Source organism: Streptomyces inhibens, assembly GCF_022221585.1.
Taxonomy (GTDB): Bacteria; Actinomycetota; Actinomycetes; order Streptomycetales; family Streptomycetaceae; genus Streptomyces; species Streptomyces inhibens.
Genome location: NZ_CP084681.1, coordinates 7594680 through 7611614, shown reverse-complemented (window position 1 = coordinate 7611614; position 16935 = coordinate 7594680). Strand labels below are relative to the sequence as shown.

The following is a 16935-nucleotide window of genomic DNA, read 5'->3' as shown; positions in this document are numbered from 1 at the left end:
CCGCTGGACGGCGCCGGCGGACGGTCTGCCCCTCACCCATACCGGTTACTTGGGCCACGGTGGTGCGAATCTGGGGGTACCTCCGCCCGGACTCGATCGCCCGATCGTCCATTCCGTAGATATGTGATGGACACTATGTCCATGCCACTGCAGATCTCCGACCTCCTCGCCCGGCGCGCCCTCAATCTGTCCGTCACCTATGACGTGCCACCGCGGCTGCTGGCCCGCACGATCGAAGCGGCGACCGTCTCGGATCTGCTGACGCCGGGGAAGTGGCTGCAGGGCGGCGAACTCCTGATGACGATCGGCCTGTTGCTGCCGATGGAGCCGGCCGCCTGCCGGGCGTACGTCCGGGATGTGGCCGAGGGCGGGGCCGCGTGTCTGGCGCTCGGGCTGGGGCAGGGGCTGCCGTACCAGGAGGCGCCGGAGCCGCTGGTGACCGCGGCCGAGGAGGCCGGGCTGCCGCTGCTGACGGTGCCGGACGAGGTGCCGTTCATCGCCGTCACCAAGGCGGTCTTCGACGCGCGGGCCGATGAACAGCGCGAGGTGCTGCACCGGGCGTTCGCCACCCAGCGGCGGCTTACGGCCGCGGCGACCGGCGGCGGGCTGCGGCCGATGCTGGAGGAGTGGACGGCCGCCACCGGCGTGGGCGCGGCGGTGCTCGACCCGCTGGGGCGGCTGCTCGCGGCCGGCGAGCGGGAGCAGGGGACGTCGCTGGCGCAGGCGCGCGATCTGATCGAGCGGGTCGCCGCGCGCGGGCTGCGCGGCAGCGCGTCCAGCACGGCCGGGGCGCGACAGCTGGAGGTGCAGCCGCTGGGCGCGCGGCGGCTGCGCGGTCTGCTGCTGCTCACCGGCCGCCCGGACGACGCCGCCCGCTCGGTCGTCCCGGGCCTGGTCTCGCTGCTGTCCCTGGAGCTCGAACGCCGCCATCTGCGCGACGAGCCCGAGCGTCGCCGCAGGTCGGCGCTGCTGTCGGAGCTGCTGGCCGACGAGGATCCGTCCGCGGACCGGGCCCGGGACATGCTGCACTCGGTGGGCCTGACCTCCGAGCGGGTGCGGGGCGTCGTGGTGGAGACGGAGGGCGGGGCCGGGGGTGCGGACGGCGCCGCGCAGGAGGTGGCCGCCGATCTGGCGCTGGCGATGCCCGGCGGCCTGGTCAGGGTCACGGACGGGCCGACCGGCGGGCTCATCGAGGCGGTGGTCGGCGAGGATCTGGACATCCACGATGTGCTCGCCCGCTTCGCCCCGCGGCGCCCGGCCGGTATCGGCCCGGCCACCGCCCCCGAAGCGGTACGGGTGTCGCTGCGCCAGGCGGCCGGTCTGCTCGCCGTCAGCCGGTCGAGCGGTGAGCCCGCCGAGGCCCGGCAGAGCCAGGCCAGCCGGCTGCTGCTCGATCTCGGCGACCGCCGTACGCTGCACGGCTACGCCGACACCGTGCTCGGCCCGCTCGATCTCGCGGACAACGGCGAGGAGTTGATCGCCACCCTGGCCGCCTGGCTGGAGACCGGCGGGGCCTGGGACGCCACCAGCCGGCGGCTCGGCGTCCACCGGCACACCGTACGCAACCGCCTCGACAAGGCCATGGAACTCACCGGCCGCCGCCTCGACGACCCCGACGACCGCTTCGACCTGTGGCTGGCCACCCGCATCCGCCGCGGCGGCGCGCCGTCCACCGGGACCGGTGGACGGCCGGCCCCGCCGCCTTCGTCACGTCCGGCGCGCCGAGGAACCGCTCCGCCACCGCCGGCCCGGTGACCGACACCCCGTAGCCCGGTCCGCCCTTCACTCTCGCCCCCGCACCGTCTTTACTTCGATGGTGACCTACGAGATCCGCACCCTCGCGCCCGGCGCCGCCGGCACCCCCGGCCCCACCGCCGCGCCCGCGCCCGGCTCCCCACGGGGCGACGGGCACGGCACGCTGGTGGCCGTCAGCGATCTGCACGTGCGCTATCAGGAGAACCGCGACATCGTCGAGCGCTTACGGCCGGAGTCCGACGACGACTGGCTGCTGATCGCCGGCGACGTCGGCGAGTACGTCGCCGACATCCGCTGGGCGCTCACCCTGCTCAGCGACCGGTTCGCCAAGGTGGTGTGGGTGCCGGGCAACCATGAGCTGTGGACGCCCGCAGACGACCCGGTGCAGCTGCGCGGCGTGGCGCGCTATGAGCATCTGGTGGAAATCTGCCGGGAGTTGGGCGTGCTCACCCCCGAGGACCCGTACCCGGTCTGGCAGGGCGCGGGCGGCCCGGCCGTCATCGCGCCGCTCTTCCTGCTCTACGACTACACCTTCCGGAAGCCGGGGATGGCGTCCAAGGAGGAGGCGCTCGCCCAGGCCGAGGAGGCCGGGGTGGTGTGCACCGACGAGTTCCATCTGCACCCGGATCCCTATCCGACGCGGGAGGCCTGGTGCCAGGCGCGGGTGGCGGCCACCGAGAGCCGGCTCGCCGCCGTTCCGCAGGAGCTGCCGACCGTGCTCATCAACCACTGGCCGGTGGTGCGTGAGCCCACCCGGCCGCTGTGGTACCCGGAGTTCGCGCTGTGGTGCGGTACGGAGGCCACCGCCGACTGGCCGCGCCGGTTCCGCGCCGCCGCCGTGGTCTACGGCCATCTCCACATCCCTCGGCTGCTGATCTGCGACGGCGTGCCCCATCAGGAGGTGTCGCTCGGCTACCCGCGAGAATGGCGGCGCCGCTCCGGCGCACCGGGCCGGCCGGTCCAGATCCTCCCCACGCCGACCACGGTCGCCTCCGACACCACAGGGACCCGCGCATGATCGACAAGCTGCTGCCGGCGCCGATAGCCACCGCCGCGGCCGTTCACGACGCCCCGGTGTCCGAGATGTACCCCGAGGAGTGGGCGCTGGTGGCCGGCGCGGTCCCCCGGCGGCAGCAGGAGTTCGGCACCGTACGCGGCTGCGCCCGCAGCGCACTCGCCGAGCTGGGCATCGCCCCCGCGCCCCTGCTGCCCGGCCCCGGCCGGGCGCCGCAGTGGCCGGCCGGCATCGTCGGCGCGATGACGCACTGCACCGGCTACCGCGCGGCCGCGGTGGCCCGCTCGACGGACGCGGTGACCATAGGCCTGGACGCGGAGCCCCACCAGCCCGTGGAGGACCCCGGGGTGATCGACCTCATCACCCTCCCCGAGGAGCGCGCCCAGCTCCGCCGGCTGGCGGCCCTGCAGCCCGAAGTCTGCTGGGACCGCCTGGTGTTCAGCGCCAAGGAGAGCGTCTACAAGGCGTGGTACCCGCTCACCGGCCGCTGGCTCGGCTTCGAGGACGCCCTGCTCACCCTCGACCCCACGAACGCCACCTTCACCGCCCGCCTCCTCGTCCCCGGCCCCGTGGTCGACGGCAGCGAACTCACCGAATTCGGCGGGCGCTGGCTGATCGGCTCGGGGTTGGTGGTGACGGCCATAGCGCTGATGGCGTGAGCTGATGGTGTGAGAGGGACGGGGTGCGGCGGGCGCGGGGGGCCTGGACCTCTCGCGCCCGCTCACCCATCCCACGGCGTCCAGGTAGCCGATTCCGCGCTCGTACGCGCAAAAACCGGCGGGCTCGCGGACATCCGACACGGTGTAACGGGCTTTGCTCATATGTCGATTCACACGCATCCGGTCAGCCCCCGGGCATTGCCCTTCGGCGCTCACCATGAATGACGACCGCCCATGCGTCGAAGTCACCTTCGCCGCCGGCCAGCCCCATTTCGCTTCATGGGACACGGCATCAACGGCCCCCGGAGCATGGGAAGATCGCAACTCGCGAATGCGCTCTCCACCACGTCACACCGCATCAACATCCGTCCTTCCACCACCGGTCGGCGGCAACAACGGGCCGGCCGCCGCATCCGTCCACGCCTTACGGTACTTTCATTGATCGTCAGGACGTTGAAGGGTCAGTAGCCCACCATGCATGAGCAATTCGACACAATCGGTGGGACAGAACTGTCCGATACCGAACTGGTCCAGCGCATCCGTGCGGCAGCCCTGATCGACGGCCGGGCGGCGGCTGATCCGTGTGGCGTGCCGGCTCCGGGCGGCGCAGCCGAGGCAGGCGAGGAAGCCCTCAACGAATTCCACCGCCGGCACTACGCCGCCGTACTGGCCTTCGCCCGCGAGTGCTGCGGGTCCTCCCAGGCCGCAGCGGATCTGGCGGCGGAAGCCATCGCCGGCGTCCTGCGGTCCCACGACCCGGGAGAAGATCCCGGTGCGGCCTGGCGGGGCAGCTTGCTGGCGGCGGTACGCCACACCGCCGCCGCCTGGCACCGGAAATCCCGAAGCACCGAGCTGCGCGACGACTTCGCGTCCTGGCTGGCCGGCCGGCACCCGGGGGATGGACCCGATCCCTCCGGCGCCGAACAGGAGTCCTCCACCGGCGGCGAACACTCCGCCGCCGCGCGCCCCGTGGGGCGCAACCCGTCCGCCGAACCGCGCAAGGCCCAGGTATCCCGACGCTCACCGGCGCGCATCGTCATGCTCGCTGTTGCCGTGACCGTCCTGGCCGGCGTTGCCATATCCGTCGGCCCCCTGCTCGGCCCGGCCCGCCACGATGCCTCGGCCCCTGGCCCCGGGGGGTCCGGTCTCTCTTCGGCCCCCACCCCGGACCAGCCGTCGACGGCTTCTCCCGGAAGCTCAGCGACCGCCCCCCGCTCGACGTCGGGCACACCGACCGCAACCCCCACCACGGCGTCGACGCAACCGAGCTCCCGGCCTTCGTCGTCGGCGAAGCCGTCGCCCTCCGGGCGCCCGGACACCGAGGGCAACCCGTCGACCGCCCACACCACCGCGTTGGGCGCCCGGCCGTGGACCTCCAGCAAGAGCGGCTGGGGGCCGGTGAGGCTCAATCGCAGTATCGACGGACGCCCCCTCACCATCCAGGGAGCCGGCTACCCCGAAGGCCTGGGGGCCCACGCCGACAGCGAGATCACCTACAACCTCGGCGGCACCTGCTCCGCCCTCAGCGTGGACGTGGGCATCGACGACGAGGTGGGCGCGAACGGCTCAGTGGTCTTCCAGATCTACCGGGACGGCACGAAGGTCGCCGACAGCGGGCTGATGACGGTCGACCAATCCGCGAAGCACCTCACTGCGGACCTCACCGGCGGCACCAAGCTGCGGCTCGTGGTCACTGACGGCGGCAACGGGAACAACTCCGACCACGCCGACTGGGCCGGCCCCCGCATCACCTGCAGCTGAGCGGCCGTCCACAGCGCTCGGATCAGGTAGCACCCCCCCGCCGTGGACGGGGGACGCCGCCCGCAAGAGCCTCGTCGTGCGTGCGCTGTCCCGGCCGGCCGGGGCCTCACGGCTCACGCGGCGAGGAGCTCCGCCCACCGTGTGATACCGCCCGCGTGGACCCGCGTGCCGCACTCGGCCGACAGGGCGGTGACGATGCCGAGCCCGCGGCCGTGCTCGTCCGCGTAGGGCTCGACGGCCGGCCGCCCGTCCGCCGCCACAGGCCCCGCGTCGGTGACCTCGACGCGCAGGGCGCTGCGCCCGTCGGCCCCGACCCGTGACAGCCGCAGCGCCGCCGGCGGCAGGGCGTGGACGACCGCATTGGTGATCAGCTCCGAGATCACGAGGAGCGCGTCCTCGGCGAGGTCCGGGGCCAGGTTCCAGTCGGCCAGGACCGTACGCACCCGCCGGCGTACGACCGAGACGGCCTCGGGGATGTGCGGCAGCGGACAGACATGTTCGACCGCCTCCCGAACCACCGCGTCAAGCTGTGCCGTCATGCCTCCTCCTCCGGGGCTCTACCGGCTGGACGCCGGGCTTGAGAGGGACGCTATGGGGGGACGGCGGAGGCGGTCAATGAACATCGGTCGGCATTACCGAACGTCGACCTGCGGAGGGCTCATCCCTTCGGCAGATGCCGACCGCGGGACTACGATTGCCCCATGGCCGGCCCGGTCCAGTCGATCGAACGGGCGGCGGCAATCCTGCGTCTGCTCGCCAGCGGGCCCCGTCGGCTCGGGCTCGGTGAGGTGGCCGCGTCCCTCGGACTGGCGAAGGGCACCACCCACGGCATTCTGCGCACCCTGCAGAACATCGACTTCGTCGAGCAGGACCCGGCGACCGGAAAGTACCAGCTCGGGGCCGCGCTGCTGCACCTGGGCACCAGCTACCTCGACGTGAACGAGCTGCGGTCCCGCTCCATCAACTGGGCCGACGCCCTGGCCGCCCGCAGCGGGGAGGCGGTCCGCCTGGGCGCGCCCCTGGAGGGCAAGGTGCTCATCGTCCACCACGTCTTCCGCCCCGACGACACCCTCCAGACCCTGGACGTGGGCGCGCTGCTGCCCCTGCACGCCTCCTCGCTCGGCAAGGTGCTGCTGGCCTTCGGCAGTGTGCCCCTGGAGCCGGCCGTGGAGGCCGGGCTGGAGGCGTACACCCGGCACACCCTGATCACCGCGGAGCGCCTCACCCGGGCGCTCACCGAGGTCCGGGAGCTCGGGTGGGCTGCCGAAGTACAAGAGATGGTCACGGACGAGGCCGGCGTCGCCGCGCCGATCCGGGGCCACGGCGGCCTCGTGGTGGGCGCCATCGGCATCTCCGGCACGGTCGAGCGGATCTGCGACGCCAAAGGGGTCCCGCAGACGGCGCTGGTCACCCAGGTCCGCCATGCCGCCCGGGCGATCTCCAGAGATCTGGGGGCCGCCCGCTGGTGAGCCCCGCCGCCTCGTGCACCGCAACGGAAGGCTGATCATGGTTGAGCGGTATGTGATGTCCATCGATCAGGGCACCACCTCCACCCGATGCATCCTGTTCGACCACCAGGGTCGGCTGGTGTCGGTCGCCCAGCGGGAGCACCAGCAGCACTTCCCCCGGCCGGGGTGGGTCGAGCACGACGCCGTCGAGATCTGGCACACCCTGCAGCGCGTGGTGCCGCAGGCGCTCTCCGACGCCGATGTCGGCCCCGATGAGGTCGCTGCCATCGGGATCGCCAACCAGCGCGAGACGACCGTGCTGTGGGACCGGCATACGGGTACCCCGCTGGGCAGGGCGATCGTCTGGCAGGACACCCGTACGGCCCCGCTGGTCGAGGAGCTCAGAAGCCGGCCCGGGGACGAGTTCTTCCTCCGGCGCTGCTGCCTGCCCCCTTCCACGTACTTCTCCGCCCCCCGGATCCGCTGGCTGTTCGACCACGTCGACGGGCTGCGGCAGCGCGCCGAGGACGGCGAGGTGCTGTTCGGCACGATGGAGAGCTGGCTGGTCTGGAACCTCACCGGCGGGCCGGCCGGCGGCATACACCTCACCGACGTCACCAACGCCAGCCGCACCATGCTCATGAACATCAGCACCCTCGACTGGGACGAGGAGCTGCTGGAGTTCTTCGGGGTCCCCCGCCCGATGCTCCCGGAGATCCGCTCCTCGGCCGAGACCTACGGAGCCGCCCGTTCCGTCCTCCCGGGCGTCCGTATCACCGCGGCGCTCGGTGACCAGCAGGCGGCGCTGTTCGGACAGACCTGCTTCGCCCCCGGCGAGGCGAAGTGCACCTACGGAACCGGCAGCTTCCTGCTGCTCAACACCGGCACCGAACTCGTACGGTCCCGGCACGGACTGCTCACCACCGTCGCCTACAAGATCGAGGACCAGCCCGCGGTCTACGCACTCGAAGGCCCGATCGCCGTCACCGGCGCGCTGGTCCAGTGGTTCCGCGACCGGCTGGGGCTGATCAGCACCGCCCCCGAGATCGAGACCCTCGCACGCGCCGTCGAGGACAACGGCGGCTGCTACATCGTCCCGGCGTTCTCCGGCCTGTACGCGCCGCACTGGCGCAGCGACGCCCGCGGGGTCATCGTCGGCCTCACCTCGTACATCACCAAGGAGCACCTGGCCCGAGCCGTGCTGGAGGCCACCGGCTGGCAGACCCGGGAGGTGGTCGACGCCATGAACGCCGACTCCTCGCTCGCCCTGAAGGTGCTCAAGGTGGACGGCGGCATGACGTCCGACAACCTGCTCATGCAGTTCCTGGCTGATGTGCTCGACGTGCCCGTGGTGCGCCCCATGGCCGTCGAGACGGTCTCCCTGGGCGCCGCCTACGCCGCTGGGCTCGCCGCCGGCTACTGGCCCGACCTGGAGGTCCTGCGCCGCAACTGGCACCGGGCCGCCGAGTGGCTGCCGGACATGGACCCCCAGCGGCGGCAGTCGGAGTACGAGAACTGGAAGCGGGCGGTCGAGCGCTCGCTCGGCTGGATCGCACCGCCGAACCCGCCCTGACGGCTCGTCTCCCCAGCTCGGGGCGCGGTCGAACCGGCCACCGGCGGGCCATGTCGTGAGCCCGCCGGCACGCCCGTCGGTTCCCCGGCACGGAGCAGGGCAGGTGGCCGTGGCTTTCCATGAGGTGCCGTCCTGTGTCACGGGCCATGTGGTCGAGGAATGCGGAGGCGAGGGTCCGGGCCACGGTCACCAGCACGTCATCATTGCTGTCGATCTCGCGGCGGACGACTTTCACAGCCGCCCCGACCGGCGTTCCGGGAATACGACACACGGCCGCGCCACCAGCCTTCGCCACCCCCAGCGACGGAATCCGGACGGACGCGCCCTATCCCGCTGACGCCCCGCCGGCCCGATCCAGCAGCGGTACGGATGACCAGGGATGACGGCGGATGACGATACGTCAGGAAATCCAGCGCGGATCCAGCAACCGGCACGACAGCGAGGCCGGCCCCGAAGGGGGCCGACCCAGCCTGACCTGCATGTTTGCCAGATCGCTGCGTCGACACAGCGAGATCGAGTTGATGCAGTACCGCTGATCCGTCGGGGTCGGGTAGCCCTCGCCCTCGAAGACATGGCCGAGGTGGGAGCCGCAGCGGGCGCAGCGGACTTCGGTGCGGACCATGCCGTGGGTACGGTCCTCCAGGAGTTCGACGGCGTCGGAGGCCTTGGGGTCGCAGAAGGACGGCCAGCCGTCATGCTTCGCGGATTCACATTCCTCGGCGCAGGATGCTGTTGTCCTCGGGTGGTCGTTCGGCGGCGGTCATGAGCTGTTGGGCCAGGTCTTTGAGGGACTGGCGCAGTTGATCGGGGCTGCGGATGATGAAGGGCCATTCCAGGGAGGCGAGCAGGTGGGCCATGGACTCCAGCCGTTGGACCTGCGCGCGCAGCAGTACCCCGGTGGGTGTGGAGGTGAGGGTTGCGATCGTGCGCGGCAGCCGGCGCGAGATGTCGTCGACAGGGCCATCGATCAGCACCTCGACCTGCCATAGGGAGGGTGTCCGGGCCAGGGATGCGGTGAGGTAGGTAACCGGGTCGAAGTCGTCGGGGGCGGTGAAGGTGCTGGCGCTGGGCGTGGCGGATGCGATCCGGTCCATGCGAAAGGTGCGCAGGCTGTCACGGAGGTGGTCGTGACCGACGAGATACCAGCAGCCGGCGTGGAAGATCACGCCGTAGGGATCGACGTCGCGCTCTGTGTGTTCCTGGTGCCAGGAACGGTAGTGCAGGCCGACGGTACGAGCGGAGCGGCATGCCTGCGCCAGGGTCAGCAGGATGCCTGTCCGAGGGGCCTGTGCGAGCACGGTGTTGGCGGTGAAGTCCACGGTGTCCCGCATGGCGGCGAGTGGTTCACGCAGGGCGTTGGGGAGCACTCGTTCGATCTTGGCGAGGGCGCCGGCGCCGGCTGGGGCGGTGGTGCTCATGCCCAGACGTTCGCCGGCCAGTAGGCCCAGCATGACCACGAGGGCTTCTTCGTTGGTGAGCATCAGAGGTGGCATCCGGTAGCCGCGGGCCAGTCGGTACCCACCGAAGCGGCCTCGGACGGACTCCACGGGTATGCCCAGCTCGCGCAGGCGCGCCGCGTAGCGCCGCACGGTGCGGACGTCGGTCCCCAGACGGTCGGCCAATTGCGTGCCGGTCAGTCCTGGGTGTGTCTGGAGGAGCTCCAGCAGGGCCAGTACGCGCGTCAAGGGATATGACATGGATCACTCGTGGTTTCAGGGCGGAAACTGTCCTGTATGGACTCTACTCTCGCCTCAACCCCTTAAATCCAAGGAGAATCCGCATGGCTACCTTCGTACTCGTTCCCGGCGCCTGGCTTGGATCTTGGGCATGGGAGGACACCGCCCGTGCGCTGAGCGAGCGAGGCCACGCGGCGCTGCCGGTGACGCTGACCGGCCTGGGCGAACGATCCGACGTTGCCACCCCGGAGGTGGGACTGGACACCCACATCGACGACATCACCGCGTTCGTCATGGAACAGGATCTGCGGGACGTCACCCTCGTGGCGCACAGCTACGCGGCGGTCCCCGTCACCGGCGCTGCGGGCCGCCTCGGGCCGCGGCTGGAGCGCGTGGTCTATCTCGACAGCGCTCCCTTCAGCGAGGGCACGCGCCTGCTCGATGTCATGCCGGAAGATGTCGTGGACCAGCTGTGCGAGCAGGTTGCCGAGCACGGAGGCGGATGGCGGCTCCCGTTGCCGCCGTTCGGGCTTCTCGGCGCATTCAGCAGCATCGAAGGGCTCGACGAGGACCAGCGCGACCTCCTGCGTACCCGTGCCACGCCCCAGCCGTTCCGCACCTTCGAGCAGCGGCTCACCGGTCCTGCTGAGTTCGGCCCCGACGTGGACCGCGTGGTGGTCGCCTGCAACGACGCCAAGGCTCTGCTGGATGCCGCGCTGCCGACGCTGGCCTTCCTCAACCAGTCACCGTGGCGGCACTTCCATCTGCCCACGGGGCACTGGCCCATGCTGTCCAGGCCCGTCGAACTCGCCGATACCCTCGACGAAGTCGTCTCTTCCGTACGCTGACGGGCATGTTCGCGCTCGTGGGCCGCGGCTGATACCCCGAGCCGGTCGCGGATCAGGCCGTCGAAGGCGCTTTTGTGCCTGGTGAGTCAGGACAGGTAGTACAAGCCCTGGTTGAGCACGCCGGTGTCAGTGCCGCGCTTGTACTCGACGGTGACCGGCGCCCCGTTCTCATCGATCCCGAGCGGGTCGATGCGTCCGCCGTCGACGCAATCCATCACGTACTCGCTCGCGAGGAAGGTGACGCCCGGCATCGCCTTCATGTTCTCCTCGACGAGTCTCTGCACATCCGCCTCGACCTCAGCAAGGCGCGGCATGACTTCGGCCACACCGATCTTCGTCGTGTGGGACAGCTCGCTGGTGCCACAGGCTGATTCCGACAGAGTCGATGAGAGCCGCCCCGGAAAGTTGATCACGAGTCCCATTGCTCCATTGGTGGAGCGGGATGCCCCTGCCGCAGGTGTGAATCGGCAATGAGGTCGGCAGTGACCCCGATCGAGTGGCGTCCTGTGGGCCCGCCTTATGCAGCGATGTCAGGTGGCGGGTGGGGTGCGCAGAGCGAGGATGGCCATGTCGTCGTGGCCGTCGCTCGGGTGGTGGTCGGCGAGGGTCTGTACGAAGTCTTGCAGTGGCTGGTCTGCGTGCGTGGTGGCGACTGCGGCCAGGGCGTCCAGCCCCTCGTCGATGGCGTGGGCGGGGTGTTCGACGAGTCCGTCGGTGAAGAAGATCAGCGTGGCGCCCGCGGGGAGGGGGCGGCTGTGGTCGGGGCGGGCGTGGGCGGTGTTGATTCCGAGTGGGATGCCGGGGTCGGCGCGGAGGTATTCGGCTCGCTGATCGGCGGTGATCAGCAGTGGGGGGAGGTGTCCGGCGGTGCTCCAGTGCAGCGACCAGCCGTCGTCTCGGGGTTCGATGCGAGCCAGCAGTGCCGTGGTGATGGGGTTGGGGGTGGTGGCGTGCAGGGTGTGGTCGAGTTGGGTGAGGATGCTGCTGGGTGGAGTGCGGCGGTCGTAGAGCAGGGCTCGGAGCATGCTGCGGGTTTGAGCCATTGCGGCGGCGGCATGGAGGTCGTGGCCGACGACGTCTCCGATCACGACACCGACGGCTCCGTCGGGCAGGATGACGGCGTCATACCAGTCCCCGCCTAAACGGTTGGGTTCAGCGGCGGGCCGGTAGATCGCGGCGGCGGTGAAGGGCCGCACGTCTGGGAGGGTGGGCAGGAGCAGGCGTTGGAAGGTCTCGGCGCTGTCGCGGATCTGGCCGAACAGACGAGCGTTTTCGATCGCGATGCCGGCGGCGCCGGCGAGGGCGACGACGACTTCCTCGTCCGCTCCGTCAAAGGGGCGTCCGTCGTGGCGTTCGGAGAGGTAGAGGTCACCGTAGATCTCGCCGCGGACGCTGATGGCCACCCCGAGGAGGGTGCGCATGCGGGGGTGGCCGGGAGGAAACCCGGCCGAGGCCGGATGGGAGCGGATGTCTTCGACCCTCAGGGATTCGGGGTGGCGGATCAGGTGTCCGAGCACGCCACGGCCGTGCGGGAACTCCACCTCGGCCAGATCGTCCCGCTCCTGCTCCGTCAGTCCGACGGCGATGAACTCTTCCAGGAACTCGCCGGACTCGTGCAGTACCCCCAGGGCGCCGTAGCGGGCGCCGACCAGGTCCATGGCGGTGGTGACGATGCGGTGCAGTACGGACGACAGTTCCAGCTCCCGGCTGATGGCCAGCACCGCGTACAGCAGTCCCTGCAGTCGGTCCTTGGTAGCGGCCAGCTCCCGCAGTCGCTCGGCGATATCGCCCAGCTCGGCCTCCTGTAGTCGCCCCAGATCGGAGACGGGCGGCCGTTGTGGTTCCTCGTCGTCCTTGGCCATCATGAGCCCCTGGTGGATCGGCCCTCGTTCCGGGTGGCCTTCAGCCGGCAGGAGTCGGAGCCGCTCTGGATGAGGGGGCCTGTGAGCCGGTCGGTGATCGCCGCGCAGAGCCGGGGATCGGCGAAGGTCCTACTTCACCTCTGAACGGAACGTCGGAGGCCACGACCACAGCATGGCACGGTCGAAGAGCCCAACCCCCGCCCACTGTTCCAGAAGTGACATGCCATACCCGAACAGACCCGGGTTCCGCAGCGCTGCCGGGTCTGCGCTCGATGACCTGACGGCCCGTCAGCGAGATATGGGCTTGGCTGTCGATTCGGGTCTCCGACCGGAGCCGCAGACCAGCGCCGGTCCTGCCGTCCCCCAGTGAGCTGCGGAGGTTCGAGGTTCCCTGGCCGTACAGGTGGCGGCACATCGTGCGAAGTCTCGCGCCGGGTGCCCCGCAGGTGGGTGCTGCGCAGGTCCGAGCCCTCGGCAGGGTGCGAACCTGCCGCACCGCCGCCCGCAGATGCCTCACGCACCAGCGGTTGTGTCCACTACGCGCAGCGTCGTCACGGCCGGGTCGGCGGCGCCCCGTACGTGGCCATTGGGCACGGCCGCGGGGCGGTGGAAGAAGTCGACGAGTTCGGCGGTGATGACCTCGCCCGGCAGGACGTTGGGGATACCGGGTGGGTACGCGGCGAGCGTGTCGGCGGACACCCGTCCGATGGCCTCGTGGGCCGGGACGCTGCGGCTGGGCGCGAGGAATCCCTTGCGGGCGGTCAGCGCGACCGGTCCGGGGGCGGGCAGCCGCAGCCTGTTCGCCGAGCGGGGCCGGGAGAGCGCGCAGGGCCCGGAGCAAGCGGTGGGTGTCCGGCCCCGCCCCCGCGCCGACCACGGCGACGATCGCCGAGTCGGTGGCGACCCTCCACCATGATGCGGTGGTCGTGCATCAGACGACGCCGGGACTCGTGGCCGGAGATCCCGCCGCCCCGGGTGTCGACCGGAACCCGCAGCGGATCGGCGTCCACGATGTCAGGGAAGCGCGCAAACCGGCTGGTCGTAATGGGCCGCATGGGTCGCCGCATGCATGGCCGAGGTGACCGCGGCCGGCTACTACATCGCCTACTGGTGGCCCGCCGTCCCGGTCTGGGCCACGGCCGCGGGGGCCCTGATCGTGCTCTTCGTCGCGAACCTGGTCCCTGTCACGCTCTTCGGCGAGCTGGAGTTCTGGTTCGCCACCATCAAGGTCGTGGCGATCACCGCCCTGATCGTGATCGGCGTCGGCGTACTGACCTTCGGCTTCTCCTCCAAATCCTCCAGCTGCTTGAGCTGCGCGGCCAGGCGGTCGACCTCCCGGCGAATGAGCGCCGCGGCCGGTTCGCCCGGGAGGAGCACGGCCCGTTGAATCCCTGGCTGCACCGGGTCCACGGGCACTCGGGAACAGGCATCCCCATGGTCCTGTCGCGCATACTGGAATGTATGCCGCATATGGCTGGACTGTACGAGCGAAGCGGCGAGCTCAAGGTCTTGCGGGCGGCGATGGATGCGACCCGTGGCGGCCATGGAGAAGCCGTGATGATCGAGGGTGCGCCCGGAATCGGAAAAACCAGTCTGCTGTCCGAAGCCAAGCGGATCGCTGTTTCCGCCGGTTTTCAGGTGGCCGGCGCGCGAGGATCGGAATTCGAGAGCGACTTCCCCTTCGGAGTGGTGCGGCAGCTCTTCGAACCGCTCCTTGCACGGATGACGGTGGAAAATCGGCAGCGTATCCTGTCCGGCACCGCAGGCCAGGCCGCGATCGTACTGAAGAGAGTGGTTCCCGAACGCTCCCCCGGCGGGGATTTCTCCATACTTCATGGGCTGTACTGGCTGACCGCAGATATCTGCGATGAGCAGCCCCTCATGATTGCGGTCGACGATCTGCACTGGGCGGACAGCGATTCGCTGAAGTTTCTTGATTATCTAATGCCACGCCTTGAGGATATCCCGGCCTGCGTGGTGGGAACCCTCAGACCATTTGAAACAAATTCCCAGTCGCATACACTCGACCAGATTGTCACCGCAGCGCCCTCGGTGCTCGTTTCTCCGTCCAGGTTGAGTGCCGAGGCATCGGCCTCGCTCGTCATCAGTGAATTCGCGAAATCCGGGTCACCCGAACCGGAGGACGACGACTTCCTCTCCGCCTGCTGGTCCGCGACCGGCGGGAATCCCCTCCTGCTCAAGGAGCTCACCGAGGCACTCGCCGCCGAGCACGTCGAACCCACCGCCGCGCACATCCCGCAGGTCTACGCCCTGGGCCCGCGCGCGATCGCCCGGCGGGTGGCGATGTGGATGCGGCGCCTCCCCCACAGCTGTGGGCCACTGACCTGCGCCATCGCGGTGCTCGGGGACGGTGCGGACCTCAGTCATGCGGCGGAGCTGGCGGGGCTTGACCGGGACGAGGCACTTCAGGCGGCGAAGAGCCTCGAACACGCCCAGATCCTCCACACCGCCGTACCGTCGGACGTAATGAACCCCCGGTGGGGGTTTGTCCATCCGCTCGTGCGTGCCGCCGTGTACGAGGAGATCACACCGGCCGATTGCCACCGCGCACACCGGACCGCCGCGCACCTGCTCCGGGACTCCAAGGCCGAGATCGAGAAGGTCGCCCTGCACCTGCTGCGCACCCTGCCCTCCGGGGACGCCGAGACCGTGACCCTGCTGTGGTCGGCGGCGCGGAGCGCCCTGGCCCGCGGCTCCCCGGAGACCGCGGCGAAGTATCTGCGCCGCGCCCTGGCCGAGCCCCCGCCGACCGGTGACCGGCTCGACCTTCTCTTCGCCCTCGGCAGCGCCATGCGGCGGGTGGACAGCGCGGCAGCCGTTCCGTATCTCACGGAGGCACACGAGCTGGCCGGGCCGTCCCGGCAGCGCGTCGAAATCGCACTGTCCCTCGGCGACGCGCTGCTCGCGCTGCGGCGCGCCGAAGAAGCCCTGGCGATCTGGCAACAGGCCCTGGCCGATACGACACCGCAGGACACCGAACTGCTCTACCAGCTGAACGCCTGCATCCTTTCGATCCCGCTCTACGAACCCGGCCGGCCGGATCTGCGTAAGGACATCCTCGGCCGCGTTGCGGCGCTGCGCTCCCCCAAACCGAGCGAGAGCATGGGCGGCCGGTACCTGGACTGCGTCATCGCCGGGCACGACGCGGTCATCGGCGACCCGCGGGCGGTCGTCCGGGCGCAGCGCGCGCTCCACGACGCGCCGGCCGGGCCGTCCGACGGACAGATGTCGCTGTCCTTCGGCTGGCTGGCCCTGATCAGCGCCGACCGCAGGGAGGTCCTGGGCAGTCTGGACGCCGCGGTCGAGCAGGCGCACCGGCAGGGGTCGGTCAACGACCTGACCGGGGCTCTCGTCTACCGCGCGATGGCGTGGCTGTACCAGGGCAATCTCGACGAGGCCGCCGCGGACGCCTCGGACGCGATGCACACCGTCGACGCGTCCTCGCTGGATCTGCGCCGGCTGGTCCTCGGCCCCGTCCAGGCCGAGGTGCAGATCGAGCAGGGTGCGCTGTCGCGGGCGCAGGCCACACTGGAGTGGACCGGAGTTCCCGATCCCGCGCCGCTCACCGGGCTGATGTACTACGTGCTGTACAGCCGCTCCCACCTCCTGCGCCTCCAGGGCCGCACGACGGAGGCCCTCAACACCGCGCTGGCCGCGGGCGCTTCGTTCAGCGCGGCCGGCGGGGACAACCCCGCCATCGTCCCCTGGCGGTCGGAGGCAGCCCTGTGCCTGCATCTGCTCGGCCGGGACGAGGAGGCCAGGACCATGGCCGACGCCGAGCTCAGACTGGCCCGTTACTGGAGTGCGCCCCGGGCCCTCGGCCGCGCGCTGCGCATCGCCGGCACGCTGAGCGAGGGCGACGCGGACGTCGGTCTACTGCGCCAGGCCGTCACCCGGCTGGAGGGCTCCCCGGCCCGCCTGGAGTACGCCAAGGCGCTGGCGGACTACGGCGCGGCGCTGCGTCGGCACGGCGTACGGAGCCAGGTGCGGACCTTGCTCAGCGACGCCCTGGACATCGCCGAGGCCCGTAGCGCGGCGCCCCTCGTCCAGCAGATCCTGGACGAGCTGCATGTGGCCGGAATTCGCCCGCGGCGCCACGCGGTCACCGGTCTGCAGTCGCTGACACCGAGTGAGCAACGGGTCTACGACCTCGCCGTCGCCGGGCACACCAACCGGGAGATCGCGCAGCAGCTGTTCGTCACGGCCAAGACCGTGGAGGTCCACCTGTCCAGCGTCTACCGGAAGCTCGGCGTCACCAGCCGACGCCAGCTCGGCGCGCTGTCGGAGCAGACCCACGCAGCGGACGAACCGGAGTGA

At 70.7% G+C, this 16935-nt stretch carries 12 protein-coding genes and 4 pseudogenes; 10 read left to right on the top strand and 6 right to left on the bottom strand.

Annotated features, from left to right (window positions below):
* The first annotated feature begins 141 nt into the window (after nt 1–141).
* The 4 genes from KI385_RS34195 (at nt 142) to KI385_RS34180 (ending at nt 5190) form a co-directional block, all read left to right on the top strand.
* Nucleotides 142–1755, top strand: coding sequence for a PucR family transcriptional regulator (locus tag KI385_RS34195; protein ID WP_238575918.1), 1614 nt, complete (start codon nt 142–144; stop codon nt 1753–1755).
* A gap of 61 nt (nt 1756–1816) precedes the next feature.
* Entirely contained in the window at nt 1817–2773 is a 957-nt protein-coding gene (locus tag KI385_RS34190) for a metallophosphoesterase family protein (RefSeq protein WP_238577972.1), read from the top strand.
* Nucleotides 2770–3429, top strand: coding sequence for a 4'-phosphopantetheinyl transferase family protein (locus tag KI385_RS34185; RefSeq protein WP_238575917.1), 660 nt, complete (start codon nt 2770–2772; stop codon nt 3427–3429). The genes KI385_RS34190 and KI385_RS34185 overlap by 4 nt, the downstream gene beginning before the upstream one ends.
* A gap of 474 nt (nt 3430–3903) precedes the next feature.
* Nucleotides 3904–5190, top strand: coding sequence for an NPCBM/NEW2 domain-containing protein (locus KI385_RS34180; protein WP_238575916.1), 1287 nt, complete (start codon nt 3904–3906; stop codon nt 5188–5190).
* A gap of 113 nt (nt 5191–5303) precedes the next feature.
* Here the strand turns inward: KI385_RS34180 and KI385_RS34175 are convergent, their stop codons facing one another.
* A complete protein-coding gene (locus KI385_RS34175) occupies nt 5304–5729 on the bottom strand; it encodes an ATP-binding protein (protein ID WP_238575915.1) in 426 nt (141 codons plus the stop codon).
* A gap of 162 nt (nt 5730–5891) precedes the next feature.
* On the opposite strand from KI385_RS34175, the gene KI385_RS34170 reads away from it, so the two are divergent.
* Both KI385_RS34170 and glpK read left to right on the top strand, forming a co-directional pair.
* On the top strand, nt 5892–6659 hold the full coding sequence (locus KI385_RS34170) for an IclR family transcriptional regulator (protein WP_238575914.1): 768 nt from the start codon (nt 5892–5894) through the stop codon (nt 6657–6659).
* Between the two features lie 37 nt (nt 6660–6696).
* Nucleotides 6697–8211, top strand: a complete 1515-nt coding sequence (gene glpK / locus KI385_RS34165) for a glycerol kinase GlpK (RefSeq protein ID WP_238575913.1) — start codon at nt 6697–6699, stop codon at nt 8209–8211.
* A gap of 505 nt (nt 8212–8716) precedes the next feature.
* Here the strand turns inward: glpK and KI385_RS34160 are convergent.
* A pseudogene (locus KI385_RS34160) lies at nt 8717–8908 on the bottom strand (peptide-methionine (R)-S-oxide reductase); the annotation flags it as partial.
* 10 nt (nt 8909–8918) lie between these two features.
* Nucleotides 8919–9908 carry a helix-turn-helix transcriptional regulator gene (locus KI385_RS34155; protein WP_238575912.1) on the bottom strand — a complete coding sequence of 330 codons (990 nt, stop codon included), beginning with the start codon at nt 9906–9908 and terminating at the stop codon, nt 8919–8921.
* Nucleotides 9909–9991: 83 nt separating this feature from the next.
* Here KI385_RS34155 and KI385_RS34150 point away from each other — a divergent pair, with 83 nt between their 5' ends.
* Complete coding sequence (locus tag KI385_RS34150) at nt 9992–10735, top strand: alpha/beta fold hydrolase (RefSeq protein WP_238575911.1); 744 nt, start codon at nt 9992–9994, stop codon at nt 10733–10735.
* A gap of 20 nt (nt 10736–10755) precedes the next feature.
* Here the strand turns inward: KI385_RS34150 and KI385_RS34145 are convergent.
* From KI385_RS34145 to KI385_RS34135, 3 genes and pseudogenes are all read right to left on the bottom strand, one after another.
* Nucleotides 10756–11049, bottom strand: a pseudogene (locus KI385_RS34145) (transporter); the annotation flags it as partial.
* A 216-nt stretch (nt 11050–11265) separates the two neighbouring features.
* The gene (locus KI385_RS34140; RefSeq protein WP_425357008.1) at nt 11266–12600 is read right to left on the bottom strand and encodes a PP2C family protein-serine/threonine phosphatase; all 1335 of its coding nucleotides are present in this window, start codon (nt 12598–12600) and stop codon (nt 11266–11268) included.
* A 510-nt stretch (nt 12601–13110) separates the two neighbouring features.
* The gene (locus tag KI385_RS34135) at nt 13111–13296 is read right to left on the bottom strand and encodes a hypothetical protein (RefSeq protein WP_238575910.1); all 186 of its coding nucleotides are present in this window, start codon (nt 13294–13296) and stop codon (nt 13111–13113) included.
* 331 nt (nt 13297–13627) lie between these two features.
* Between KI385_RS34135 and proY the strand changes: the two are divergent.
* The 3 genes and pseudogenes from proY to KI385_RS34125 all read left to right on the top strand — a co-directional run.
* Nucleotides 13628–13888, top strand: a pseudogene (gene proY, locus KI385_RS34130) (proline-specific permease ProY); the annotation flags it as partial.
* Between the two features lie 143 nt (nt 13889–14031).
* Nucleotides 14032–14514: pseudogene (locus KI385_RS44710) on the top strand (AAA family ATPase); the annotation flags it as partial.
* 156 nt (nt 14515–14670) lie between these two features.
* Nucleotides 14671–16935 (top strand): helix-turn-helix transcriptional regulator, encoded by a 2265-nt coding sequence (locus KI385_RS34125; RefSeq protein WP_238575909.1) that lies wholly within the window; start codon nt 14671–14673, stop codon nt 16933–16935.